26 protein-coding genes are annotated in these 23026 nt (G+C 64.0%); 14 read left to right on the top strand and 12 right to left on the bottom strand.

Annotated features, from left to right (window positions below):
• Positions 1–3 precede the first annotated feature (3 nt).
• Genes JAB6_RS04955 through JAB6_RS04935 form a run of 5 tightly spaced genes read left to right on the top strand, consistent with a single transcriptional unit; the run spans position 4 to position 3737 of the window.
• Positions 4–675, top strand: a complete 672-nt coding sequence (locus JAB6_RS04955; RefSeq protein ID WP_034749335.1) for a thiol:disulfide interchange protein DsbA/DsbL — start codon at positions 4–6, stop codon at positions 673–675.
• 37 nt (positions 676–712) lie between these two features.
• Positions 713–1474 carry an SDR family oxidoreductase gene (locus JAB6_RS04950; protein WP_070301609.1) on the top strand — a complete coding sequence of 254 codons (762 nt, stop codon included), beginning with the start codon at positions 713–715 and terminating at the stop codon, positions 1472–1474.
• 10 nt (positions 1475–1484) lie between these two features.
• A complete protein-coding gene (locus JAB6_RS04945) occupies positions 1485–2279 on the top strand; it encodes a biotin--[acetyl-CoA-carboxylase] ligase (protein WP_070301608.1) in 795 nt (264 codons plus the stop codon).
• Positions 2280–2283: 4 nt separating this feature from the next.
• Entirely contained in the window at positions 2284–3042 is a 759-nt protein-coding gene (locus tag JAB6_RS04940; RefSeq protein ID WP_070301607.1) for a type III pantothenate kinase, read from the top strand.
• A complete protein-coding gene (locus JAB6_RS04935) occupies positions 3036–3737 on the top strand; it encodes an SPOR domain-containing protein (protein WP_070301606.1) in 702 nt (233 codons plus the stop codon). Before JAB6_RS04940 ends, JAB6_RS04935 begins: the two co-directional genes overlap by 7 nt.
• Before the next feature lie 52 nt (positions 3738–3789).
• On the opposite strand, the gene JAB6_RS04930 is transcribed toward JAB6_RS04935, so the two are convergent.
• From JAB6_RS04930 to JAB6_RS04905, 6 genes are all read right to left on the bottom strand, one after another.
• Positions 3790–4842, bottom strand: a complete 1053-nt coding sequence (locus JAB6_RS04930) for a septal ring lytic transglycosylase RlpA family protein (protein ID WP_070301636.1) — start codon at positions 4840–4842, stop codon at positions 3790–3792.
• Complete coding sequence (gene rodA, locus JAB6_RS04925; protein WP_034749348.1) at positions 4842–5957, bottom strand: rod shape-determining protein RodA; 1116 nt, start codon at positions 5955–5957, stop codon at positions 4842–4844. Before rodA ends, JAB6_RS04930 begins: the two co-directional genes overlap by 1 nt.
• 8 nt (positions 5958–5965) lie before the next feature.
• Entirely contained in the window at positions 5966–7933 is a 1968-nt protein-coding gene (mrdA, locus tag JAB6_RS04920; RefSeq protein ID WP_070301605.1) for a penicillin-binding protein 2, read from the bottom strand.
• 12 nt (positions 7934–7945) lie between these two features.
• The gene (gene mreD, locus JAB6_RS04915) at positions 7946–8458 is read right to left on the bottom strand and encodes a rod shape-determining protein MreD (protein WP_034749354.1); all 513 of its coding nucleotides are present in this window, start codon (positions 8456–8458) and stop codon (positions 7946–7948) included.
• Positions 8455–9501: a rod shape-determining protein MreC gene (gene mreC, locus JAB6_RS04910; RefSeq protein WP_034749357.1), complete on the bottom strand. Its 1047-nt coding sequence runs from the start codon at positions 9499–9501 to the stop codon at positions 8455–8457. Before mreC ends, mreD begins: the two co-directional genes overlap by 4 nt.
• Positions 9502–9609: 108 nt before the next feature.
• The gene (locus JAB6_RS04905) at positions 9610–10653 is read right to left on the bottom strand and encodes a rod shape-determining protein (RefSeq protein WP_010393186.1); all 1044 of its coding nucleotides are present in this window, start codon (positions 10651–10653) and stop codon (positions 9610–9612) included.
• Between the two features lie 351 nt (positions 10654–11004).
• On the opposite strand from JAB6_RS04905, the gene gatC reads away from it, so the two are divergent.
• The 6 genes from gatC (at position 11005) to JAB6_RS04875 (ending at position 17314) form a co-directional block, all read left to right on the top strand.
• Positions 11005–11307: an Asp-tRNA(Asn)/Glu-tRNA(Gln) amidotransferase subunit GatC gene (gatC, locus tag JAB6_RS04900; RefSeq protein WP_034749369.1), complete on the top strand. Its 303-nt coding sequence runs from the start codon at positions 11005–11007 to the stop codon at positions 11305–11307.
• A 53-nt stretch (positions 11308–11360) separates the two neighbouring features.
• Positions 11361–12845 (top strand): Asp-tRNA(Asn)/Glu-tRNA(Gln) amidotransferase subunit GatA, encoded by a 1485-nt coding sequence (gene gatA / locus JAB6_RS04895; protein WP_070301604.1) that lies wholly within the window; start codon positions 11361–11363, stop codon positions 12843–12845.
• 38 nt (positions 12846–12883) lie between these two features.
• A complete protein-coding gene (gatB, locus tag JAB6_RS04890; protein WP_302622644.1) occupies positions 12884–14359 on the top strand; it encodes an Asp-tRNA(Asn)/Glu-tRNA(Gln) amidotransferase subunit GatB in 1476 nt (491 codons plus the stop codon).
• 192 nt (positions 14360–14551) lie between these two features.
• The gene (locus JAB6_RS04885; protein WP_046683490.1) at positions 14552–14935 is read left to right on the top strand and encodes a BlaI/MecI/CopY family transcriptional regulator; all 384 of its coding nucleotides are present in this window, start codon (positions 14552–14554) and stop codon (positions 14933–14935) included.
• Complete coding sequence (locus JAB6_RS04880; protein WP_070301602.1) at positions 14932–16179, top strand: M56 family metallopeptidase; 1248 nt, start codon at positions 14932–14934, stop codon at positions 16177–16179. Before JAB6_RS04885 ends, JAB6_RS04880 begins: the two co-directional genes overlap by 4 nt.
• Positions 16180–16276: 97 nt before the next feature.
• On the top strand, positions 16277–17314 hold the full coding sequence (locus JAB6_RS04875; protein ID WP_070301601.1) for an oxidoreductase: 1038 nt from the start codon (positions 16277–16279) through the stop codon (positions 17312–17314).
• A gap of 6 nt (positions 17315–17320) precedes the next feature.
• Here JAB6_RS04875 and JAB6_RS04870 read toward each other — a convergent pair whose 3' ends face one another.
• From JAB6_RS04870 to JAB6_RS04850, 5 genes are all read right to left on the bottom strand, one after another.
• Positions 17321–17650, bottom strand: coding sequence for a hypothetical protein (locus tag JAB6_RS04870; RefSeq protein WP_051959363.1), 330 nt, complete (start codon positions 17648–17650; stop codon positions 17321–17323).
• Positions 17650–18120 carry a carboxypeptidase regulatory-like domain-containing protein gene (locus tag JAB6_RS04865; RefSeq protein ID WP_051990991.1) on the bottom strand — a complete coding sequence of 157 codons (471 nt, stop codon included), beginning with the start codon at positions 18118–18120 and terminating at the stop codon, positions 17650–17652. Before JAB6_RS04865 ends, JAB6_RS04870 begins: the two co-directional genes overlap by 1 nt.
• Before the next feature lie 65 nt (positions 18121–18185).
• Positions 18186–18377, bottom strand: a complete 192-nt coding sequence (locus JAB6_RS04860) for a YqaE/Pmp3 family membrane protein (RefSeq protein WP_034749384.1) — start codon at positions 18375–18377, stop codon at positions 18186–18188.
• 95 nt (positions 18378–18472) lie between these two features.
• Entirely contained in the window at positions 18473–19339 is an 867-nt protein-coding gene (locus JAB6_RS04855; RefSeq protein ID WP_070301600.1) for an alpha/beta fold hydrolase, read from the bottom strand.
• Between the two features lie 21 nt (positions 19340–19360).
• Positions 19361–20254, bottom strand: a complete 894-nt coding sequence (locus JAB6_RS04850) for a LysR substrate-binding domain-containing protein (RefSeq protein WP_070301599.1) — start codon at positions 20252–20254, stop codon at positions 19361–19363.
• 124 nt (positions 20255–20378) lie between these two features.
• Between JAB6_RS04850 and JAB6_RS04845 the strand changes: the two genes are divergently transcribed.
• Complete coding sequence (locus JAB6_RS04845; RefSeq protein WP_070301598.1) at positions 20379–21122, top strand: sulfite exporter TauE/SafE family protein; 744 nt, start codon at positions 20379–20381, stop codon at positions 21120–21122.
• Positions 21122–21364, top strand: coding sequence for a GNAT family N-acetyltransferase (locus JAB6_RS04840; protein WP_175444496.1), 243 nt, complete (start codon positions 21122–21124; stop codon positions 21362–21364). The genes JAB6_RS04845 and JAB6_RS04840 overlap by 1 nt, the downstream gene beginning before the upstream one ends.
• On the opposite strand, the gene pyrE is transcribed toward JAB6_RS04840, so the two are convergent.
• Positions 21361–22023 (bottom strand): orotate phosphoribosyltransferase, encoded by a 663-nt coding sequence (gene pyrE / locus JAB6_RS04835; protein WP_010393161.1) that lies wholly within the window; start codon positions 22021–22023, stop codon positions 21361–21363. The two genes, JAB6_RS04840 and pyrE, sit on opposite strands and share 4 nt — an antisense overlap.
• 109 nt (positions 22024–22132) lie before the next feature.
• Here pyrE and JAB6_RS04830 point away from each other — a divergent pair, with 109 nt between their 5' ends.
• On the top strand, positions 22133–22909 hold the full coding sequence (locus JAB6_RS04830) for an exodeoxyribonuclease III (RefSeq protein ID WP_034749399.1): 777 nt from the start codon (positions 22133–22135) through the stop codon (positions 22907–22909).
• Positions 22910–23026 lie beyond the last annotated feature (117 nt).

Genomic DNA, 23026 nt, shown 5'->3' with positions numbered 1-23026 from the left:
AGCATGCGTTTTCTGAAGAACATCCTGATCGCCGCCGCACTGTGCACCGCCGCCATGGGCGCATCGGCCTCGCCGGCCGACCCGAAGAACGGCGTCGAATACGAAACCCTGCCCACGCCGCAGGCGACGGAATCGGGCAAGAAAATCGAAGTGACGGAATTCTTCGCCTATTACTGCCCGCATTGCAACGTGCTCGAGCCGCAACTGGCGGCCTGGGTCAAGAAACAGGGCGACAACATCGTCTTCAAGCGCGTGCACGTGTCGCGCGATGAAAGCGTGGCGCCGCAGCAGCGGCTGTTCTTCACCCTGCAAGCCATGGGCCTGGTCGACAAGCTGCACACCAGCGTCTTCCACGCCATGCATGTGGAACGCAACCGCCTGAACACCGACGATGCCGTCTTCGACTTCGTCGCCAAGCAGGGCGTGGACCGCCAGAAATTCATCGACACCTACCGTTCGATGGGCATTTCGGCCCGCGTGCGCCGTGCGGATGCCATGATGCAGGGCTATAACGTGACGTTCTGGCCCATGATCGCCATCGATGGCCGCTACATCACGTCGCCTTCGCAAGCCGATCAGGGCAGCAAGTCGGCCAAGAACGAAGAGCAGTTGAACGCCCAGGCGCTCACCGTGATGGACGTGCTGGTCGCGAAAGCCAAAGCGGAAAAGAAATAAGCATGGCCACTACCCTGGCGCGCCCGGGCATCGCCTGATGCAACGCGTTTTCATCACGGGCGCGTCGAGCGGATTGGGCGCCGCCCTGGCGCTGAAGTACGCGCGCCAGGGCGCCCAATTGGGCTTGCTGGCCCGCCGCGGCGACACGCTGCGGCAACTGATCGCTTCCCTGCCCCACCCTGAACGCCACCGCGCCTATGCCGTCGATGTGTGCGACCACGCCGCCCTGAAAAGCGCGGCCGATGACTTCATCGCCCATGCCGGCGGCATCGACATCGTCATCGCCAGCGCCGGCGTGTCGTACGGCACCCTGAGCGAACACGCGGAAGACCTCGACGCCTTCGCGCGCCTCATGGCCATCAACGTCACGGCCACCGTCGCCACCTTCGCGCCCTTCATCGCCGCCATGAAAAACCAGGGCAGCGGACGCCTGGTGGGTATCGGCAGCGTGGCCGGTATCCGCGGCCTGCCCGGCGCCGAAGCCTACAGCGCCTCGAAGGCGGCCGTCATCAGCTACTGCGAATCGCTGCGCCTGGAATTGAAACCGGCGGGCATCAAGGTCGTCACCATCACGCCCGGCTACATCGACACGCCGATGACGCGCCACAACGCCTACCGCATGCCTTTCCTGATGCCGGCCGAAAAATTCGCCGTGCGCGCCGCGCGTGCTATCGCCGACGGCGACAGCTACCGCGTGATCCCGTGGCAGATGGGCGTCGTCGCCAAGCTGCTGCGCGCGCTGCCCAATGCCGTGTACGACCGGGCCTTCGCGAATGCGCCGCACAAGGCGCGCAACTGACCCTATCACCATGACGAAGCACTCAGACTTGAACAGCGCGGCCATCGCCGCCCATTGCGCCACGGGCGCCGCCCACGTATGCATAGAGGTGGTCGACGAAACGGGATCGACCAACGCCGATCTGCTGGCGCGCTGCGCCACCCTGGCCGGCCCCACCCTGCGCATCGCCGGCCAGCAGACGGCCGGACGGGGGCGCGCCGGACGGCCGTGGGTGTCGCAGGCGGACGCCAGCCTGATGTTCTCGCTGGCCTGGCGCTTCAAGGGACCGCTGCATCAACTGGTGGGATTGCCGCTGGCCGTCGGCGTGGCGCTGGCCGAAACCATGTCCTCGCTGGGGGTGCCGGTGCAGCTGAAGTGGCCGAACGACATGCTCAAGGATGGCCATAAACTGGCCGGCATTCTCGTCGAAACGCAGCAGGCACCCGACGGCGGCGTGTGGGCCGTCATCGGCTGCGGCATCAATCTGCTGATGCCCGATGCGCTGGAACGGCAGATCGGCCGCAGCGTCTCGGCCGTGCCCTGGCTGGCGCAGATGGAACGCAATACCCTGGTGGCCGCGCTCTTGAGCCGCCTGGCCGCCGTGCTGGCCGAATTCGACGACACGGGCTTTGCGCCGTTTACGGAGCGCTGGAACCTGCTGCACGCCTGGCAGGGCCAGCACGTGAAAATCCTCGACAACGGCCAGCTGCTGCAGCAAGGCGTGGCGGCCGGCGTGGATCACCTGGGCCGCCTGCTGCTGCGCACCGATGGTGGCCTGCAGGAAATCATGTCCGGCGACGTGTCCTTGCGCCTGCTGGGGGAGTAAGCACATGCTGCTGCTGATCGACGCCGGCAATACGCGCATCAAATGGGCACTCGTGGCGGCCGACAGTGCCGCCGGTGGCTGGCTGGCCAGCGGCGCCGTCGCGCATGCGCAGATCAACACCCTGGCTGCGCAATGGGCGCAACTGGCCATCCATGAGGCGCTGCTGTCGAACGTGGCCGGCGCCGTCATCGGCACGCGCCTGCGCGCCATGCTGCCCGTCGTTGCCCGCGACTTTGTCTCGCTGCCACAGCTGGCGGGCCTCACGAACGGCTACCGCGCGCCGTCGCAGCTGGGGTGCGACCGCTTTGCCGCCGCCATCGGCGCGCAGGCGCTGGCGCCTGGCCAGGCCGTCATCGTCGCCAATTGCGGCACCGCCACCACCATTGACGCCGTCACGGCCGACGGCGTTTTCCTCGGCGGGATGATCTTGCCGGGACTGGGACTGATGGCCAGTTCGCTGGCGCGCAACACGGCGCAGCTGCCGCAAATCGCCAGCGACGCCATGCTGCCGGCCGGCTTTGCCGACAACACGGACGACGCCATCCTCTCCGGCTGCCTGGCGGCCCAGGCGGGCGCCATCGAACGGGCCGTGCGCATGCACGGCGCCAGCGCCTGCCTGCTGTCGGGCGGCGCCGCGCCGCGCATCGCACCGGCCCTGGCGCTGGCGGTGCCGCTGCACCTGGTCGATAATATCGTCATGATCGGCCTGCAGGCGGCCGCGCGCGCCGGGGCCGCGGGAACACAAGGAAACCACGTATGCTGAAATTCGTCTTCTGGCTGCTGGCCGGCGTCAACCTGCTGGTGCTGGCCATCGGCCAGGGTTATCTGGGCAGTTTTCGCGCCGAGACGCGCGAACCGGCGCGCCTGAAAAACCAGCTGCAGCAGGGCAAGCTCACCTTGCTGACGCAGGAGCAGGCCACGGCGCCCGCCGCGCTACCAGCCACCGAAGGCGCGGCACCGGCAGCGGCAGCACCAGCGGCAACGGCGCCGCCATCGTATGCGTGCACGGAAGTGGGCAATTTCATGCTGGCCGACGGCCGCCGTTTCGAAGCGCAAGTGGCGACGCTGGACCTGGGCGACCGCCAGTCGCGCCGCAACGTGGCCGGCCAGGACATTTCCAGCTACATGGTGTATATCCCGCCGCAGGGCAGCAAGGAAGGCGCCGACCGCAAGGCCGGCGAATTGAAGCAGCTGGGCGTGACGAATTACTTCATCATGAACGAAAGCAGCCCGCTGCGCTGGGGCATTTCACTGGGCGTGTTCAAGTCGGAAACGAGCGCGCAAAGCCAGCTGGCAATGCTCAACAAACAGGGCGTGCACAGCGCCCGCGTCACGCCGCGCTACAGCGCCAGCAAGCAATTCGCTTACCAGTTCCGCGACCTCGACGCGGACACGCGCGCGCGGCTGGAAAAAATCAAGGCGCAGTTCCCGGAACAGGAATTGCGCTCCTGTAAATGACTGCTGACAATCGCGTCGGATTACGGCGCCTTGCGCCTAATCCGACCTACGTTCATCTCTCAATGACGATCGGTTTGACACCCGCCGACGCCGGCAGGCTGGCCGCCGCGCGCGCCGCATCGGTGCGGCTCGTAAACGGTCCGCCGTACAGGCGGAACAACGGGCCGGCCGGCACCACATCGAGATTGCCCAGCGTTTGCGCATACGGCGCCAGTTGCGCGCGGCCCGCTTCCGCATTGTCCGCACGCGAATAGGCGCCCAGCTGCAGGTAGAAGCCGGTGGCCAGCGCCGCTGGCGCGGGCGCGGCCACGGTGGCATCGACCGCTGACAGCGCGGTGATTTCAGGCTGCACCACGGCGCCCATTTCCGGTTCGCTGTCGGCCGGCGTATCGATCGACCTGGCCACCACCGACGGCACCGGCTTCGGCGCCGCGCGAGCGGCCAGGATGGCGTCGATATCGGCCGGCAGCAGGCGTTCGACGACCACTTGGTGGCTGCCCTTGCCCAGGAAACCCAGTTTCAGCGCCGCCGTATAGGACACGTCGATGACGCGCGTGGCGTGGAACGGGCCGCGGTCGTTGATGCGCACGATCACCTGCTGGCCGCTGTCGATGCTCGTCACGCGCGCATACGATGGAATCGGCAAGGTCGGGTGGGCCGCCGTCATCTTGTACATATCGTAGATTTCGCCCGACGAGGTGCGCTGGCCATGGAACTTCTTGCCATACCAAGTGCCCGTGCCCTTCTGCTTGAACGGTTCGTTGTCGGTGATCGGCGTGTAGGTCTTGCCGAAGACGACATACGGGCGGTTCGAGCGCGTCGAATACGGCTCGTTGCGCACTTCCGCGTCGGGTACGTCGCGCAGGTTGGCCGGCGGATTGTCGCCGGGACCGTCATCCTTGTAGTAGCCGCCGCGCCCGGAGCCGGCCGCCGGCAATACCGGCAAGGTGGGATCCTGGCGCACGGGCACCTTGACCTTGCCGCCGGACGGCAGCGGCACGTTATTCGATGCGGACTTTTGCGGCGTGGTGCCGCAGGCGGCCAGGGTCAGCAAGACCGCCAGGCTCAATCCGCGCATGGCGAAGGTGTCGAAAGGCGCGCGCATCATGTCTGCACCAGCTTGCGGTGGCGCTGAATACTCATCAGGATACCGGTTGCCACGCCCAGGGTCAGCAGCGCGGTGCCGCCATAGCTGAGGAATGGGAGGGGGACGCCGACCACCGGCACGATGCCGCTGACCATGCCCATGTTTACAAAGGCGTACGTAAAGAAAATCATAGTTATCGCTCCTGCCAGCAGGCGAGTGAAAAAACTGGGGGCGTTGGCGGCGATCATCATCCCCCGTCCCACCAGCAGCAAATACATCAGCATCAGGATCAAGTTACCGACCAGGCCGAATTCCTCGGAATATACGGCAAAAATAAAATCGGTCGTGCGCTCCGGAACGAATTCCAGGTGGGCCTGCGTGCCGTGCGTCCAACCCTTGCCCGTCATGCCGCCGGAACCGATGGCGATGATGGACTGGATAATATGGAAGCCCTTGCCCAGCGGGTCCTTGGTCGGGTCGATCAGCATCATCACGCGGTCGCGCTGGTAATCATGCAGGTGCGACCAGGCGATCGGCAGGCAGGACACAAAGGTGATCAGCAAGCCGGCCAGCACCTTCCACGACAGGCCGGCCAGGAAGATGACGGTAAAGCCGGCCGCCACCACCAGCAGCGCCGTGCCCAAGTCGGGCTGGCGCGCGATCAGGTAGACTGGCACCAGCAGCAGCACGGCCGCCATCAGGAACGACTTCCAGCGCAGGGCGCCCGCATTATGCTGGAAGAACCAGGCCAGCATCAACGGCGTGGCGATCTTCAGGAATTCGGACGGCTGGATGTCGATCACGCCTATATGCAGCCAGCGCCGCGCACCGAGCTTGATGGTGCCGAACAGCGCCACGGCCACCAGCAGGATCACCGATACCGTGTACACGGGCACGGCGATGCGCATCATCATCTGCGGCGTGACATTGGCCGCCACCCACATGACAAAAAAGCACAGCAGGATGTTGCGCAAGTGGTCCTCGATCTTGCCGGGAATGCCGATGCTGGCCGAATACAAGGTCAGCAAGCTGGTACTGAGCAGCATCAGGATGATGATCATCAACGGCGGATCGAACACCGCCAGGTAGGGTTTGGCGCGCCGCCACAGCGAGCGCCTCTCGTTAATGGGCATGTGCTTCCTTATTGCCTGGCAGGTGCCGGGGCGGCCTGCTCGTCCGTGATTTCTTCCAGGGTGCGCACTTCGTCGACATCTTCCTTGGGCACCTTGGTGGTGTCCCTTTCCTTGTCGCTCGGACGCTTGCCCAGCAGGTAGTAGTCGAGCGCCTTGCGCGCGATCGGTGCGGCCACGCCGGCGCCGAAGCCCGCGTTTTCCACCACGATGGCGATCGCGATACGCGGCTTGTCGGCCGGCGCGAAGGCCGTAAACAGGGCGTTGTCGCGCAGGCGCTCGGCCAGCAGCTTGGCATTGTACTTCTCGTTTTTCTTGATGCCCACCACCTGCGCCGTACCCGTCTTGCCGCCCACCGTGTACTGCACGCCGGTGAAGATGCGCGCGGCCGTGCCGCCCTGCTCGCTGGTCACGCCCACCATGGCACGCTTGATGGTGTCGATGTTTTCCTGCTTGAGCGGAATGCGGTAGCTTTCCTTCGGCACCGTCAGGGTGCGCGCGCGTGTGGCGGCGTCTTCGATGATCTTCACCAGATGCGGCTTCATCACCACGCCGTTGTTGGCCAGGTTGGCCGTCGCGTGGGCGATCTGCAGCGGCGTGTAGGAATTGTAGCCGGAGCCGTTACTCACCGAAATCGTGTCGCCGCCCACCCATTTTTTCTGCTGCGGCGTCTTGAAGCGGTTGCGCTTCCATTCCGTCGACGGCAGCACGCCCGTCTTCTCGTTATTCAGGTCGATGCCCGTCAGCTGGCCGAAGCCGAACGGCTTCATGAAGTCGTGAATGGCGTCGATGCCCATGTCGCGGCCCAGTTGATAATAATAGGTGTTGCACGAGACGACGATGGACTTGTGCATGTCCACCGTGCCATGGCCGCCGACTTTATCGTCGCGGAACATATGCCCGCCCAGCATGAAGAAACCGGGATCGGAAATCGACTGGCTCGGCGTGCGCTTGCCCAGTTCCAGCGCGGCCAGCGCCATGAAAGGCTTGAAAGTCGAGCCGGGCGCGTAGGTGCCGGACAGGGGACGGTTGACCATCGGCCGGTCCAGCGAGGTATTGAGTTCGTTCCAGCTTTGCTGGTCGATACCGTCGACGAACAGGTTCGGGTCGTAGCCGGGCTTGGACACGTAGGCGAGGATGTCGCCCGTGGCCGGGTCGATGGCCACGGCCGCGCCGCGCCATTCGCCGAACGCTTCCTCGACCACTTTTTGCAGTTCGATGTCGATCGACAGGATCAGGTTGTTGCCGGGGGTGGCCGCCGTGCGCGACAGGGTGCGCATGGCGCGCCCGCCGGCCGACACTTCCACTTCTTCGTAGCCGGTGGTGCCGTGCAGCTGCTTTTCGTAGCTTTTTTCCAGGCCTTCCTTGCCGATATGGTCGGTGCCATTGTAGTTGGCCGCGTCCTCGCCCTCTTCCAGCGCCTTGGATTCATTGCGGTTGATGCGGCCGATGAAGCCCACCACGTGCGAGGCCACTTCGCCCATCGGATACTGGCGGAACAATCGCGCCTGCACCTCGACGCCGGGGAAACGGAAACGCTGCGCCGTGAAGCGCGCCACTTCCTCGTCCGTCAAACGCGTGCGCAGCGGCACGCTGACGAAGTTCTTCGATTCTTCCAGCAGCTTCTTGAAGCGGCGGCGATCCTTGATGTCGATCTGCACCAGAGTCGACAGCTCGTCGATCACTGAATCGAGGCTGGCGCTCAATTTCGACGGCGTGATTTCCAGCGTATAGGCCGAGTAATTGCGCGCCAGTACCACGCCGTTGCGGTCGAGGATCAGGCCGCGCGTAGGCACGATGGGCACCACGGCGATGCGGTTGTCCTCGGCCTTGGTCGCATAGTCCTCGTGCTTGATCACCTGCAGCCAGATGAAGCGCGCCAGCAGCAGCGAAAAGCAGACGAAGACGAGCGCGCCCAGAATGGTCAGGCGCATGCGGAAAAAATGCAGTTCGCGCTCGGTGTTCTTAAGTTCAGTCATGGCAGGCGCTCGTCAGATCGGCCGGTTATGGTCGCGGTCCACGGCGCGGCGCTGCGGTGCCAGCAGAATCCACGTGACGATGGGCCACAGGGCGACGGCGACGAAGCTCTCGATGAAATTGAGCCAGCCGGGGAAGCGGCCCGAGACGATCAGCCGCGTCAGCAATTGCAGCGCCTGCGTCAGCAGCAGCAGCGGCAGCACGTGCAGCGCCTGCGTCATGATGGGGAACCACAGCACGCGGCGGTGCATCATGATGGCGAAATACGATAGCAAGGTATAGGCCAGCGCATTCTCGCCCAGCAGGGTCGAGTCGTGCACGTCCATCATCAAACCCATGAAGAAGGCCACGCCGATGCCGACCTTGCGCGGCTGGTGGATGCCCCAGAAGACCAGCACCAGCGCGACGAAATCGGGTACGCCGACGAACTGCCCCCATGGCAGCAGGTTCAGCAGAAAAGCGCACAGCAGGGAAAAGCCGATGAACAGGGGGCTGACCGGCAGCAGGATGTAATGCGGGCGGTTCATCGTGTCGCTTCCTTCGGTGGCACGGCGGCAGGTGCGGGCGCTGGCGTCGCAGGTTTTGCGGGCGCTGGCGCAGCCGCGTTGGCGGCAGGCGGCTTGGCGGCAGGCGCTGCCGCGGCGGCAGCCTCCTTGGCAGGGTCCTTGATCGGCGCCATCTTGCCGGCGATCTTGCGGCCCGTCTTGATATCTTCAGCGGGCGGACGCGGCGGAATCTCGGGCGACGTCATCAGGATGAGCAGCTGGGTGTTGCGTTCGATGCCGGCCAGCGGCTGGCACACGACGCGGCCGAACGGGCCATGCGCATTGCGCTCGACCAGGGTCACGCGCGCCACGGCCAGGCCAGCCGGGTACAGGCCGTCGAGGCCCGAGGTAATGACGATGTCGCCGATCTGGATGTCGGCGCTGGGGGCCGTGAAGCGCAATTCCATGGTGCCGGACTTGCCGCGGCCGATGGCCACGCTGCGCACGCCATTGCGCAGCAGCTGCACGGGAATGGCCTGCTCTTCATCCGTCAGCAAGGTCACTTCGGAGGTAAACGGGAACACGCGCGTGACCTGTCCCACCACACCGAGGTTGTCGATCACGGGGCGGCCCAGTTCCACGCCATGCTGGATGCCGCGATCGAGCACGATCTTGCGCGTGGCCGAATCGCGCGTGTCGTACAGCACTTCGGCCATCATGGTCTTGACGGGGACGCGCTCGCGCGCTTCCATCAGCTTGCGCAAGTGGTTGTTTTCAACGATGTTGAGCTGCGCCTGCTGCAGTATCTGCGCCGAGGCGATCTGTTCGTGCTTCAGGTCGCGCACCTGTTTTTCCAGGGCGGACAGCGAAGAAAAGTAATTGCCGACGCCAAGCGCCACATCGCGCGGCACCAGCGCCGCCATCTGCACCGGATACAGCACGGTGCCGACTGCCTGGCGCACGGCCGTCAGCGCGTGCATGCGCGAATCGACCAGCAGCAGGGCGATAGAAATGCCGGCGAACACCATCATCTTGACGCGGGCGGAGGCGCCTTGTTTGAAAAGTGGCGGAGGACTGTATTCCATGACTTCCAATGATCAGGCCAGGCGCAGTGCGCCAACGTGCAGGCCCCGGTCAAACGCCGGCGCCAAAACCAAAAAAAGGCCGGATTGGTTTCCGGCCCTTCTGTCAGATTATTCGTAGGAGAAGATCGAGCCGAGCTTGTCCATACGTTCCAGTGCCATCCCGGAACCGCGCACCACGCAGGTGAGCGGATCCTCGGCCACCAGCACCGGCAGGCCGGTTTCCTCCATCAGCAGGCGGTCCAGGTCGCGCAGCAGTGCGCCGCCGCCCGTCAGCATCATGCCTTTTTCGGCAATGTCGGCGCCCAGTTCCGGCGGCGTCTGTTCCAGCGCGTTTTTCACGGCCGAGACGATGTTGTTCAGCGGGTCGGTCAGCGCTTCGAGGATCTCGTTGCTGGAGATGGTGAACGAGCGCGGGATGCCTTCGGACAGGTTGCGGCCCTTGACTTCCATTTCCTTCACTTCCGAACCAGGGAAAGCCGAACCGATGGCTTTCTTGATGGCTTCGGCCGTCTGTTCGCCAATCAGCATGCCGTAGTTGCGGCGGATGTAGTTGACGATGGCTTCATCGAACTTGTCGCCGCCCACGCGCACGGAACCCTTGTAGACCATGCCGCCCAGCGAGATGATGCCCACTTCGGTCGTACCGCCGCCGATGTCGACCACCATCGAGCCGGTCGCTTCGGACACGGGCAAGCCCGCGCCGATGGCCGCGGCCATCGGTTCTTCGATCAGGTACACCTGCGAGGCGCCGGCGCCTAGCGCCGATTCGCGGATCGCGCGGCGTTCGACCTGGGTCGAACCGCAAGGAACGCAAATGATGATGCGCGGCGATGGACGGAAGAATTTCGAGTCGTGCACCATGCGGATGAATTGCTTGAGCATTTGCTCGGTCACGGTGAAGTCGGCGATCACGCCATCTTTCATCGGACGAATCGCTTCGATATTGCCCGGCACCTTGCCCAGCATCTGCTTGGCTTCCTTGCCGACTGCCTGAATGGTCTTCTTGCCATTCGGACCGCCTTCCTGGCGGATGGCGACGACGGATGGCTCGTCCAGGACGATACCGAGGCCGCGTACATAAATAAGGGTGTTGGCCGTGCCCAAGTCAATGGCCAGATCGGTGGAGATATACCTGCGTAAAAAACCAAACATGAGTGTCCTGTAGCGCATCGAGCTGCGCAAAAGCTGTTTATGGGGAGTTTCAAAGCGGGCGCTTTCAGGCACCCTGAAAATCCGTGGAGGCGATTTTTTCGGGTTTCGCTTGGCGCTTGCGCAATCTTTTCTATGCTGCGGCAGCGGTCCATCAGCGCCGGCAACGCATTAACCCGCCATTCTACCTTATAATTTGAATGCGATTTGCTCAAAAACCATGGAAAAGTGCGACTCTTGCAGCCGCGAGTTACGCGGCATTCCTCGATTTTTGTGAGCAAAATAGCAGTAAATACCCGCGTTTTATCAAAACGCCAACTTAATACTAATGCGCGGCACTCCGCGCCATTCGCCATGTCCCTGACACTCTCCGACGTAAAACGCATCGCCCACCTGGCCCAACTTGAAATGGCCGACGACCAGGCCGTCACGTCTTTGGCCCAATTGAACAAGATTTTTGCACTGGCAGAACAAATGCAAGCCGTCAATACCGATGGCGTGGCGCCCCTGAGCCACCCGCTGGCCGCCCACATGGACAATATCGCCCTGCGCCTGCGCGAAGACCTGGCCACGGAACAGAACCGCCGCGACGCCTATCAGGCCGTGGCGCCGAAGGTACAAGATGGCTTGTATCTGGTCCCCAAGGTCATCGAATAAACACGCCGCTGCGTTGTTCCCGCCTTTTTGCCGAATATCAAAATAGAAACGCCATGCATACAAAATCCATCAAACAGCTGTCCACGCTTTTGCAGAACAAGGAAATTTCCGCCGTTGCGCTGGCGACGCATTTCCTCGACCGCATCGAAGCGGACAACTCGAACGCCTTTTTGCACGTCGACCGTGCCCTGACCCTGGCGCAAGCGGCCGAAGCGGACGCGCGCATCGCCGCCGGCACGGCCACGCCATTGACCGGCGTGCCGATCGCGCACAAGGACTTGTTCGTCACCAAAGGCTGGCGCACGACGGCCGGCTCGAAAATGCTGGCCAACTACGCCAGCCCGTTTGACGCCACCGTGGTGGAAAAATTCCAGGCGGCCGGCATGGTCACCTTGGGCAAGGTCAATTGCGATGAATTCGCCATGGGCTCCGGCAATGAGAACTCCGCCTTCGGCGCCGTACAGAATCCGTGGGACAAGCACGCCGTGCCGGGCGGCTCGTCGGGCGGCTCGGCCGCCGCCGTGGCGGCCGGCCTGACGCCGGCGGCCACCGGCACCGACACGGGCGGCTCGATTCGCCAGCCTGCCGCTTTTTGCGGCATCACCGGCATCAAGCCGACGTATGGCCGCGTCTCGCGCTTCGGCATGATCGCCTTTGCCTCGTCGCTGGACCAGGGCGGCCCGATGGCCCGCTCGGCCGAAGACTGCGCCCTGCTCTTGAGTGCCATGGCCGGCTTCGACGAGCGCGATTCGACCAGCCTGTCGCCGGAACAAGGCGGCGTGGCGGAAGATTTTTCGCGCGACCTCGATCAACCCCTCACGGGCTTGCGCATCGGCGTGCCGCGCGAATACTTCGGCGAAGGACTGGCCAAGGACGTGGAAGCGGCCGTGCGCGGCGCGCTGGCGCAGTATGAAAAGCTGGGCGCCACCCTGGTCGACATCTCGCTGCCGAACACCGCCTTGTCGATTCCCGCCTACTACATGATCGCCCCGGCTGAGGCGTCGTCGAACCTGTCGCGCTACGATGGTGTGCGCTACGGCCACCGCGCCACCGAGTACAAGGACTTGCAGGACATGTACAAGAAGTCGCGCGCCCAGGGCTTCGGCCCGGAAGTGCAGCGCCGCATCATGGTCGGCACCTATGTGCTGTGCCACGGCTATTACGACGCCTACTACCTGAAAGCGCAAAAGATCCGCCGCCTGATCGCGCAGGATTTCGACGCCGTCCTGAATGGCCCGAACGCCGTCTGCGACGTCATCATGGGACCGGTCGCGCCGACCGTCGCCTGGGACCTGGGCGACAAGACGGACGACCCGGTGGCGAACTACCTGGCCGACATCTACACCCTGTCAACCAGCCTGGCCGGCCTGCCCGGCATGTCGATACCTTGCGGCTTCGGCGAAGGCGAGAAAAACGGCAAGCGCCCCGTCGGCCTGCAAATCATCGGCAATTATTTTGGCGAAGCCAAGCTGCTGAACGTCGCCCACCAGTTCCAGCAAGTGACGGACTGGCATACGCGCAGCCCTGCCGGTATTTAATAAGAACAGACGCGCCGCCCAGGCGGCGCCACCAAAAAATAAGCGAGAACACTATGCAATGGGAAGTCGTCATCGGTCTTGAGAACCACGTGCAGCTCACGACCGAATCCAAAATTTTCAGCGGTTCGCCAATCAAGTACGGCGCCGACGCCAACACGCAGGCGAGCCCCGTCGACCTGGCGCTGCCAGGCGTACTGCCCGTGATGAACAAGCAGGCCGTCGACCGCGCGATCCGCTTCGGTCTGGCCGTGGGCGCCACCGTCGCGCCGCACTCGGTCTTCGCGCGCAAAAACTATTTTTACCCTGATTCGCCCAAGGGCTATCAGATCAGCCAGTTCGAAGACCCCGTCGTCATCGGCGGCGCCCTGACCTTCGGCTACGAAAAAGATGGCGAATTCGTCACCAAGACGGTGAACCTGACGCGCGCCCATCTGGAAGAAGACGCCGGCAAGTCGCTGCACGAAGACTATGCGGGCATGAGCGGCATCGACTTGAACCGCGCCGGCACGCCGCTGCTGGAAATCGTGTCGGAACCGGAAATCCGCAGCGCCGCCGAAGCCGTGGCCTACGCCAAGGCCCTGCACTCGCTGGTCATGTGGCTGGGCGTTTGCGACGGCAACATGCAGGAAGGCTCGTTCCGCTGCGACGTCAACGTTTCCGTGCGCCCTGTCGGCCAGAAGGAATTCGGCACCCGCTGCGAAATCAAGAACTTGAACTCCTTCCGCTTCATCGAAGAAGCCGTGCACGTCGAAGTGCGCCGCCAGATCGAACTGATCGAAGACGGCGGCAAGGTCGTGCAAGCGACGCGTTTGTACGATCCGGACCGCAAGGAAACGCGCGAAATGCGCAGTAAGGAAGACGCCCAGGATTACCGCTATTTCCCGGACCCTGACTTGCCGCCGCTGGTCATCTCGCCAGAGTGGATCGCCACCGTCAAGGCCTCGATGCCGGAACTGCCGGCCGCCATGCGCGCACGCTTCATCAGCGAATACGCGCTGCCGGACTACGATGCGCTGGTGCTGACGCAATCGAAAGCCATGGCCACCTATTTCGTCGCCGTGGTCGACAAGGCCGGCAAGGAAAACGCCAAGGCCGCCGCCAACTGGCTGATGGGCGACGTGTCGTCGACCCTGAACCGCGAAGGCGTGGACCTGGACGACGCACCCGTCTCCGCCGCGCAGCTGGCCGCCATGCTCAAGCGCATCGCCGACGGCACGATCTCGAACAAGGCGGCGAAAGAAGTCTTCGCCGGCATGTGGGAAGCCAAGTCCAGCGACGAGAACCTGGTCGACACCATCATCGACGCCAAGGGTCTGAAACAGATTTCGGATACTGGCGCGCTGGAAGCCATCGTCGATGAAGTGCTGGCGGCGAATGCCAAGTCGGTGGAACAGTACCGCGCCGGCAAGGAAGCGGCCATCAATGCTCTGATCGGCCAGGCCATGAAAGCCTCCAAGGGCAAGGCCAACCCGGCCCAGCTGACGGAACTGCTGAAGGCCAAGCTGGCGGGATAATTCACCTGCCCCCCAAAAAAAAGACGCTGCGGCGTCTTTTTTTTTCGCCTGCACACATCACGCATAAACAGCCTTGTCTAGACTTTTCCTCCGCGTTGAAAGGCGTTTGAAGGCCTATTAAAATTAAAGTATACATTTTTGTCTACACGGTTTAATCTAGCCATATTGAATTTCAGGCAAGAGGAAAACCGCATGGCCAAGACGCACGACATCCCGAAACCGACGGCAGCCGAACTCGATCTGCTGCAGGCGCTGTGGCCGCTGGGCGCCGCCACGGCCAAGCAGGTGCACGAGGCGATGGCGCTGGCCAAGCCGGCCATCACGTATGGCACCGTGCTGCGCCTGATGCAGATCATGCACGGCAAGGGCTTGCTGATCCGCGACGAAAGCCAGCGCTCGCACGTGTATGCGCCGGCGCAGGCGCAGGACAGCCTGCAGACGAATCTGCTCAAGGAATTGATGCAGAAGGCCTTTGCCGGTTCGGCCAAGGCGCTGGTGCTGGCGGCGCTGCGCACGGGCGTGTCGCGTGCCGAACGCGAAGAGATCGAAAAAATGCTCAAGGACGATCAGTCATGAGCGGCTTCGTGCCAGCACTGGGCTGGACCCTGCTGCACTTCCTGTGGCAAGGCTTGCTGATCGGTTGCGCCACGGCGCTGGCGCGGGCGGCCCTGCGCAATGCGCGTCCGGAGGCGCGCTACGCCGTCGGTTGCGGCGCCCTGCTGGCCTGCCTGGCATGGCCGGCGGCGGGCTTGTATCTGCGCCTGGCCGGTGGCGATGTCACGGGCGCCCTGTACTCCAGCGCCTTGCTGCCCGCCGCCCTGCTGGCGCCCGACAGCTTGCCTGACCTGGACCTGCTGCTGCGCGCCGTCGTCGGCGTGTGGGCGCTGTGCGCAGCCGTGCTGGCCGTGCGCATGGCGCTGGGCATGCTGTGGATAGAGCGCAGCGCCAGGAACACGGGCGCTACGCATGGACCACTGCAGACCAGGCTGTCGCGCATGGCGCACGATGCGGGCGTGACCCGGCCCGTGCGGCTGCGCGTGCTCGACAACATCGCCAGCCCGCTCACGGCCGGCATCTGGCGTCCCATGGTGCTGGTGCCCGCCGCGCTGTTGACCGGCATGCCGCCGCACCTGCTAGACGCGCTGCTGGCGCACGAACTGGCGCACATCCGGCGCCACGATTATCTGATCAACCTGCTGCAAAACGCCATCGAGGCGCTGCTGTTCTTCCACCCTGCCGTCTGGTGGATTTCACGCGGCGTGCGCCTCGAGCGCGAACACATTGCAGATGATTTCGCAGCAAGACAACTGGGCGAACCGCGGCGTCTGGCTCTTGCACTCTCGGAACTGGAACGCCTCCAGTTCTCAACCCACCACCTGGCCCAGGCGGCCAACGGAGGAGATCTCATGTCACGTATCAAACGATTGCTGCGCCCCGCACCACACACCCTGAACTGGAAGGCGGCCGTGCCGCTGCTGGCCCTGGCCGGCGCCTGCCTCGGCATCTACGGCCAGGCCGTCGCCGCCGACAGCGCTCCCGTGCTGGAGCGCCGCCCCATCGTCGACTTTGGCGTCTGCGGCAAACCGGCCTACCCAGCCGCATCACTGCAGGCGAAGGAGGAGGGCACGGTCACCATGTCCTTCGACGTGAATGCCACTGGCAAGGTAACGGGCTCGAGCGTCGTCAAGAGCAGCAGCCATCCGGCCCTCGACGAAGCGGCGCGCAGCGGCATCGCCAAGTGCACGTTCAAGCCGGCCCTCGCTGGCGGCAAGCCTGTCGGCGCCAGCGTCAAGGTGCAATACGTCTGGCGTCTGAAGTAATGTCCGGGCGACGGCAGCGCAGCAACATCGCAGCAGCGCTGCCGTCGCCCGCTTGCGGGTATGATCATGGATTCTTCCACGCACCTGTGAACACGCCATGAACAAGATCAAAACCGGCCTCGTCGGCTACGGCTTTGCCGGCTCCACCTTCCACGCTCCCGTCCTGTCCACCATCGATGCCCTGGAACTGGCGGCCGTCGCCTCCAGCAAGCCGGAACTCGTGCACAAGGATTGGCCGAACGCCACCGTGTATGCACAGCCCGCGCAGCTGTTTGCCGATCCATCGATCGAACTGGTCGTCATCGCCGCGCCCAACGAAGCGCATTTCAGTCTGGCGCAGGCGGCCCTGCAGGCCGGCAAGCACGTGGTGGTCGACAAGCCATTCACCATTTCCAGCGTTGAAGCACAGAGCCTGATCGCGCTGGCGAAAGAACGCAAGCTGGTGCTCAGCGTGTACCACAACCGCCGTTGGGATGGCGACTTCCTGACCCTCAAAACGCTGCTGGCGCAAGGCACCCTGGGCCGCATCGCCAGCGTCGAATCGCACTTCGACCGTTTCCGCCCCGAGATCCGCCAGCGCTGGCGCGAATCCGGCGCGCCCGGTGGCGGCTTGCTGTACGACCTGGGCCCGCACATGCTGGACCAGGCCATGCAGCTGTTCGGCCAGCCGGAAAAGCTGTACGCCGATATCGTCCTGCAGCGCGATGGCGCGCAAGCCGTCGACTACATGCACATCGTTTTGTACTACGACCGGCTGCGCGTGGTGCTGCAAGCGGGCTGCCTGGTGAAGGCGCCGACGGCGCGCTTCGCCGTGCATGGCGACAAGGGCAGTTTCGTGAAGTTTGGCCTCGACCCGCAGGAAGACGCCCTGAAGGCGGGCGGCAGGCCGGGCCAGCCCGGCTGGGGCGTGGATCCCGTGCGCGGCGCGCTGCATCTGGGCACGCAGCCGGACGGACATTGTGAGCACCTGGAGATGCAGGCGGGCCGCTACCAGGACTTTTACCAAGGCATGGCCGACGCCATCCGCCACGGCGCAGCGGCGCCAGTGGCGGCCGAAGATGCGGCAGCGACGATACGCCTGATCGAATTGGCGCTGCAAAGCGCCGCCGAAGGGCGCGTGCTCAAGGTCAGTTGATCGGGTTCAGTTGATGACAAAGGCCAGCACCACGGCGCCCAGCGCCAGCAGGGCCAGGCCGCAGATGAACAGCAGTTCGCCCCACCATTCGTAGCGCAAGCGCGACTGGCCGGGGCGCAGCGACATGAACGACAGCACGGCGCTGACGAGAAAGACGATGGCGTCGACAGCGAGCAGCTTGTCGATGGCCACGCGCACCTCGCCGCGCGGCGCCAGGTGCCCGATCGACAGCACCGTCATGCACACGCCGACCATGGTCGCCGACGTGGGCAGGATATGTGCCGACAAACCCCGCGCCGACAAGCCCTGTTCAGGCGCCTTGCCGTCGCCAGCCATCAGGATTTACCTTGATTCGTTCCCGCCGGCCAGATCAGCTCCACCCGCGCGGAACTGCCAGCCTTGATTTGCACCTTGCGTTCCAGCGTCTTGCCAGCCAGGGTGGCGCGCAGGCTGTAGCTGCCCGGCGCCAGTTTCGCCAGCAGGAACGGTCCGCTGGCCGTCGTTTCCAGCACCGGCGCGCCCTTGGCGTCGCGTATTTCCAGCTTCACGTCGGAGGCAAATTCCGCCTTGCCCGCCGCCTGCACGGAAAACACGAGACTCAAGGGCCAATGCCGGCTGGCACTCTTGATGGCCGTCGACTCGTCGAGGCCGATGCCGCCGCTCAGGTATTCCACCGCCCCACTCTTCTGCACGGGCGGCAGCGCGCTGTCGGTTTGGGCCTGCGCCGCACTTCCCAGCAACAGCCCGGCGGCCAGCATTGCCGCCGCCAGGCCCAGGGTACCGCGTCTGCGTCTGTTTGATGCCATCTCACTCTCCTCATGTCGGTTGAATCAAGATAGGAAGCGCAGCTTAGGACAGCCTTAGAACAGCGTTAGCGCCGGCGCATGGCCTCGGCGATCTTCTGGTCCGTCTTGTACTGGCTCAGCGCGTACACGGCCCAGATCGTCGCTGGCAGCCAGCCGATCAGGGTGATTTGCAGGATCAGGCAAATGATGCCGGCGATCGGACGGCCGATTGTGAAAAAGGTCAGCCACGGGAGTAACAGGGCAATCAGCAAGCGCATCGTTCGTTCCTTGAGTATTCCCCTGTGCCGCGGGGACCGGGCCGGCATGCGCCGACGGTAAATTCAGTCTAGCCGATTATAACGATACTGGCGTCTCACGCCGGCACGGGTGCCAGCAGTTTTTCCATCCAGGCCAGGATGGCGGCGAAGATGACATCGCGATTCACTTCATTGAAGTTCTCGTGATAATTGGCCGGATAGTAGTGATAGTCGAGCAAGCCATCGGGCACGCTGCGCAGCAGGCTTTCCGTGGCGCGGCTGTCGGCCAGCTTGTCGTCGCCCGCCACCACGGCGAACAGGGGGAAACGCCACGCGGACAAACCGCCCGCCAGTTCCTTTTGCGCCGACGTCAAGGCATGGGCGAAGCGCACCGACGCCGCGCTGGCACGGATGCCGTCGCGCTCATCCTGGAAATGGCGCGCGGTGATGGTTTGATCGTGCGTGAGCAGCATGGTCAGGTTCCCCAGCGGCACCTTCATCGTGGGGAAGCGCCGCGCCAGCCAGCCCGACAGCATCTGCAGCACCTTCGGCACGGGTATCGCATTCACGTAATACGGCGATGAAATCACAAACCCCTTGATGGCCGCATCGCCCGCGAAGCGCCGCAACCCCAGGTGCGTGGCGATCAGGCCGCCCATCGAGTGGCCCATGACGAATACGGGCATGCCCGGATACGTCTGTTTGACCCAGGCGAGGAACAGCTCCGCGTCGTCGAGGAAGGCGTCAAACGAGGGAATGTCCACCTTGCGCTGGCCATCATGGCCCACCATGTCGAAGCTGACGGTGGCGATACCGTGCTGGCGGAAATAGAGCGCCGGTGTGACGTAGTCACCTGCGTGCGCCATGCCGCCGTGGATCGCCAGGATCACGGCACGTGGATGCTCGGGCTGCCAGATGTGGATCGGCCGCTCGACCTGGTCGCTGCACAGCAGGCTGGCCATCTTGTCTTCTGAAAAACGCATCGCTGCTCCTGTCATGCCCTGTCACGCCTTCAGATGATCGATCAACTGGCGCGCATACAGGGGTAATTCACTGAACTGGCGCACGCAGATCGTGAGATTGCGTACCGACCAGGGATCGGATAATTCCAGGCAGCGCAGCGCCATCGTCTGCTGGCAGCGGCTGGCCGCCGCCAGGGGCACCACGCTGATGCCCACGCCGCTGGCCACCATACGGCAGACGGCATCGAAGCTGCGCAGGCGCACGCGCACCTTCAATGGGCGCCCCAGGCGCGCCGCATGCATGCCCAGGTATTGCTGCATCGCGCTGTCGTCGGCCAGGCTGATGAAATCGTGATCGAGCACGCTGGCAAAATCGACCACGCCATCCTGGCCCAGGGCACGGTGGTGCACGCCATCGGCCGCCGCGATGACCACCAGCCGGTCGGGGCGAAACAAAAACGTCTGCAAGCCGCGCATGTCGACCGAGTCGGACACGATGCCCATGTCGGCCAGCCCTTCCGAGACGGCCTTGACGATATCGTAACTGAGGCGCTCTTCCAGGTCGATGGTCAGGTTCGGATGGCGGTCGAGAAAAGCGCCCAGCGCCTCGGGCAAAAATTCGCTGAGCGCGGCCGTATTGCACAACAGGCGCAACTGCCCTTTCAAGCCGCGCGCAAATTCGCCAAGTTCGCCGCGCATTTTCTCCATTTGCAGCAGCACCAGGCGCGCGTGATGGAGCAAGGTCTGGCCCACGGGTGTCGGCTCCACACCGCGCCGCCCGCGCAGCAGCAAGGGCATGCCCAGCATCTCTTCCATGCCGCGCACGCGCGCACTGCTCGACGCCAATGCCAGGTGGCTGCGCGCGGCGCCCGCCGTCAGGCTGCCCGCCTCCACCACGTTGACAAACAGCTGCAAATCGACGAGATCAAAGCGCATGGCGGCTCTCCTTTTCGCCATCTTACCAGCCTTCGTATTTGACTAAGGCTGACTCAAAATAATCCGCCTTGGCGAAAGTGTCTGGCAAGCGCAGAATCCACGCAGTTCACTGTGGATAAGAAAGATGGAGACCTCATTCCTGCTGGCCGTCGGCGCCAGCTTCCTCGTCGCTGGCTTCGTCAAGGGCGTAGTCGGATTGGGCTTGCCGACGGTGGCCATGGGCACGCTCAGCCTTGTCATGCCGCCCGTGCAGGCGGCCGCCCTGCTGATCGTGCCATCGATGGTGACGAATGTCTGGCAGCTGGCGGCCGGCCCCGGCCTGCGCGCCCTGCTGCGCCGTCTATGGCCCATGCTGGCGGCCGTCATGGCCGGCACTCTGGCGGGCGGCGCGTTGCTACCGGCCGACAGCGGCGCCTGGGCCGTCGTCGCGCTGGGCGTGGCGCTGATGCTGTATGCGCTGGCGGGACTGTTCTCGCTGCAGCTGCGCGTGCCAGCGCGGCACGAAGCGTGGCTGGGGCCTGTGGCGGGCGCCGTGACAGGACTGGTGACGGCCGTCACAGGCGTCTTCGTCATCCCCGCCGTGCCGTATCTGCAGGGACTGGGGCTGGCGCGCGATGCGCTGGTGCAGGCGCTGGGCCTGGCGTTTACGGCATCGACCGTGGCGCTGGCGGCCAGCCTGGCCCTGCACGGCGACTTCACCCTGGGCGCGGCCGGCGCTTCCGCGTATGCGCTGCTGCCCGCGCTGGCCGGCATGCTGGCCGGTCAATGGCTGCGCGGGCGCATCGCGCAGCAGGTATTCAGGCGGTGCTTTTTTGCGGGGCTGTTCGCCCTGGGCTTGCATGCGGCGTTGAAACCATGGCTGGCGTGATGCAGATCGACTGGCAAGGAGACAACGCGCTGTGCGCGTGGATCGACGGCCAGCAGGTGGCCATGCTCGACATCAGCCGACACGCCGATGAAGTGACGGTGAACATGCTGTTCGTGAAACCGCCATTCCGCCGGCGCGGCATCGGCGGCGCACTGTTGCGGCGGCTGTTGCAATGCCACCCGCAAGCTGCCACCGCCTGCAGCGACCCGCGGCTGCGGGCGCTGCTGGAGAGAACTACTTAAATACCATACCGATTGCGGTATGCGGAGACGGCTTCTTTATATTTCAGCAATTCCGGATCAGCGCCCGCGCCATTCAGGTAGCCGAACAGATCGTCCAGGTTGCCGATCGAGATGACGGGAATGCCATACTGTTTCGACACTTCCTGCACCGCCGAACTTGGCGACAGCTGGCCGTCCGGGCCGGAACGCTCCATGCGGTCCAGGGCGATCAGCACGGCGCACGGTTCGGCGCCGGCGGCACGTATCATGTCCACCGATTCGCGCACCGAGGTACCGGCCGAGATCACATCGTCAATGATCACAACCTTGCCATGCAGCTTGGCGCCGACAATGGTGCCGCCTTCGCCATGGTCCTTGGCTTCCTTGCGGTTGAAGGCGAACGAGGTGTTGCGGCCCTTGCCGGCCAGCGCCACGGCGGTGGCCGACGCCAGGGTGATGCCCTTGTAGGCGGGGCCGAACAGCATGTCGAATTCCACGCCCGAGTCGAGCAGGGTCTGCGCGTAGAACTGCGCCAGTTCGGCCAGGGTGGCGCCGTCATGGAACAGGCCCGCATTGAAGAAGTACGGCGACTGACGTCCGGCCTTGGTGGTGAACTCGCCGAACCGCAAGACTCCCTTGGATACTGAAAACGCGATAAACTGCTGGCGTAAATTATTCACATTAGCCTCATTTTTTAAAAGTGCCTGTATTTTAATCCGCGCGCACCGGCGAGACAATCGCCATGCCGCGCCCGCCGGCCCCGTACAACGCCCTTTTCACTCTCGACCTATGCCAAAAATTATTTCCGCCAATCTGAACGGTATCCGTTCCGCCGCCAAAAAAGGCTTTTTCAACTGGATGGGCACGCAGACGGCCGATTTCATCTGCGTGCAGGAATTGAAGGCGCAGCTGCCCGACATGACGCCGGAATTCCTCAACCCGCACGGCTACCATGGCCATTTCCACTATGCCGAGAAAAAGGGGTATTCGGGCACGGGCGTGTACAGCAAGGTCGAACCGGACGCCGTGCATATCGGTTTCGGCAGCCCTGAATTCGATGCCGAAGGCCGCTACGTGCGCTGTGATTTTGGCAACCTGTCCGTCATTTCCGTGTACTGCCCGTCCGGCTCGTCCGGCCCGGAACGCCAGGAAGCCAAGTTCCGCTTCATGGAACTGTTCCTGCCGCATTTGCTCGAATTGAAGGCGCTGGGCCGCGAAGTGGTCATCTGCGGCGACTGGAACATCGCCCACCATGAAATCGACCTGAAGAACTGGAAGGGCAACAAGAAGAACTCCGGCTTCCTGCCCGAGGAACGGGCATGGCTGACGCGCGTCTTCGACGAAGTGGGCTTTGTCGACGTGCACCGCGGCCTGGACAAGCGCGAAGACCAGTACACGTGGTGGAGCAACCGCGGACAAGCCTACGCGAAAAACGTGGGCTGGCGCATCGACTACCACGTCGCCACCCCCGGCATCGCGGCCCAGGCGCATACGGTCAGCGTCTACAAGGATGAGCGTTTTTCCGACCACGCGCCGTTGATCATCGATTACACGATCAAGGGCTGATCTTTGACACGTCGCGGGTGGTGTCGGCTTACGCGCTGCGCGCTAAGCCGACCTACGCCTGCTCTATCGTAGGTCGGATTAGGTGGGGCCGCCGAGGCCGCAGGGCCGTAATCCGAC

The sequence above is a fragment of the Janthinobacterium sp. HH104 genome, from assembly GCF_001758715.1.
Taxonomy (GTDB): domain Bacteria; phylum Pseudomonadota; class Gammaproteobacteria; order Burkholderiales; family Burkholderiaceae_D; genus Janthinobacterium; species Janthinobacterium aestuarii.
Note: the sequence above shows the minus strand (reverse complement) of the source record. Positions and strands in the feature narration are given on the sequence as shown.

What these genes read in the sequence shown, in the direction of transcription:
- JAB6_RS04955 (WP_034749335.1), top strand. Translation starts at nt 4, where the DNA reads ATGCGTTTTCTGAAGAACATCCTGATCGCCGCCGCACTGTGCACCGCC.
- JAB6_RS04950 (WP_070301609.1), top strand. Translation starts at nt 713, where the DNA reads ATGCAACGCGTTTTCATCACGGGCGCGTCGAGCGGATTGGGCGCCGCC.
- JAB6_RS04945 (WP_070301608.1), top strand. Translation starts at nt 1,485, where the DNA reads ATGACGAAGCACTCAGACTTGAACAGCGCGGCCATCGCCGCCCATTGC.
- JAB6_RS04940 (WP_070301607.1), top strand. Translation starts at nt 2,284, where the DNA reads ATGCTGCTGCTGATCGACGCCGGCAATACGCGCATCAAATGGGCACTC.
- JAB6_RS04935 (WP_070301606.1), top strand. Translation starts at nt 3,036, where the DNA reads ATGCTGAAATTCGTCTTCTGGCTGCTGGCCGGCGTCAACCTGCTGGTG.
- JAB6_RS04930 (WP_070301636.1), bottom strand. Translation starts at nt 4,842, where the DNA reads ATGCGCGCGCCTTTCGACACCTTCGCCATGCGCGGATTGAGCCTGGCG.
- rodA (WP_034749348.1), bottom strand. Translation starts at nt 5,957, where the DNA reads ATGCCCATTAACGAGAGGCGCTCGCTGTGGCGGCGCGCCAAACCCTAC.
- mrdA (WP_070301605.1), bottom strand. Translation starts at nt 7,933, where the DNA reads ATGACTGAACTTAAGAACACCGAGCGCGAACTGCATTTTTTCCGCATG.
- mreD (WP_034749354.1), bottom strand. Translation starts at nt 8,458, where the DNA reads ATGAACCGCCCGCATTACATCCTGCTGCCGGTCAGCCCCCTGTTCATC.
- mreC (WP_034749357.1), bottom strand. Translation starts at nt 9,501, where the DNA reads ATGGAATACAGTCCTCCGCCACTTTTCAAACAAGGCGCCTCCGCCCGC.
- JAB6_RS04905 (WP_010393186.1), bottom strand. Translation starts at nt 10,653, where the DNA reads ATGTTTGGTTTTTTACGCAGGTATATCTCCACCGATCTGGCCATTGAC.
- gatC (WP_034749369.1), top strand. Translation starts at nt 11,005, where the DNA reads ATGTCCCTGACACTCTCCGACGTAAAACGCATCGCCCACCTGGCCCAA.
- gatA (WP_070301604.1), top strand. Translation starts at nt 11,361, where the DNA reads ATGCATACAAAATCCATCAAACAGCTGTCCACGCTTTTGCAGAACAAG.
- JAB6_RS04885 (WP_046683490.1), top strand. Translation starts at nt 14,552, where the DNA reads ATGGCCAAGACGCACGACATCCCGAAACCGACGGCAGCCGAACTCGAT.
- JAB6_RS04880 (WP_070301602.1), top strand. Translation starts at nt 14,932, where the DNA reads ATGAGCGGCTTCGTGCCAGCACTGGGCTGGACCCTGCTGCACTTCCTG.
- JAB6_RS04875 (WP_070301601.1), top strand. Translation starts at nt 16,277, where the DNA reads ATGAACAAGATCAAAACCGGCCTCGTCGGCTACGGCTTTGCCGGCTCC.
- JAB6_RS04870 (WP_051959363.1), bottom strand. Translation starts at nt 17,650, where the DNA reads ATGGCTGGCGACGGCAAGGCGCCTGAACAGGGCTTGTCGGCGCGGGGT.
- JAB6_RS04865 (WP_051990991.1), bottom strand. Translation starts at nt 18,120, where the DNA reads ATGGCATCAAACAGACGCAGACGCGGTACCCTGGGCCTGGCGGCGGCA.
- JAB6_RS04860 (WP_034749384.1), bottom strand. Translation starts at nt 18,377, where the DNA reads ATGCGCTTGCTGATTGCCCTGTTACTCCCGTGGCTGACCTTTTTCACA.
- JAB6_RS04855 (WP_070301600.1), bottom strand. Translation starts at nt 19,339, where the DNA reads ATGCGTTTTTCAGAAGACAAGATGGCCAGCCTGCTGTGCAGCGACCAG.
- JAB6_RS04850 (WP_070301599.1), bottom strand. Translation starts at nt 20,254, where the DNA reads ATGCGCTTTGATCTCGTCGATTTGCAGCTGTTTGTCAACGTGGTGGAG.
- JAB6_RS04845 (WP_070301598.1), top strand. Translation starts at nt 20,379, where the DNA reads ATGGAGACCTCATTCCTGCTGGCCGTCGGCGCCAGCTTCCTCGTCGCT.
- JAB6_RS04840 (WP_175444496.1), top strand. Translation starts at nt 21,122, where the DNA reads ATGCAGATCGACTGGCAAGGAGACAACGCGCTGTGCGCGTGGATCGAC.
- JAB6_RS04830 (WP_034749399.1), top strand. Translation starts at nt 22,133, where the DNA reads ATGCCAAAAATTATTTCCGCCAATCTGAACGGTATCCGTTCCGCCGCC.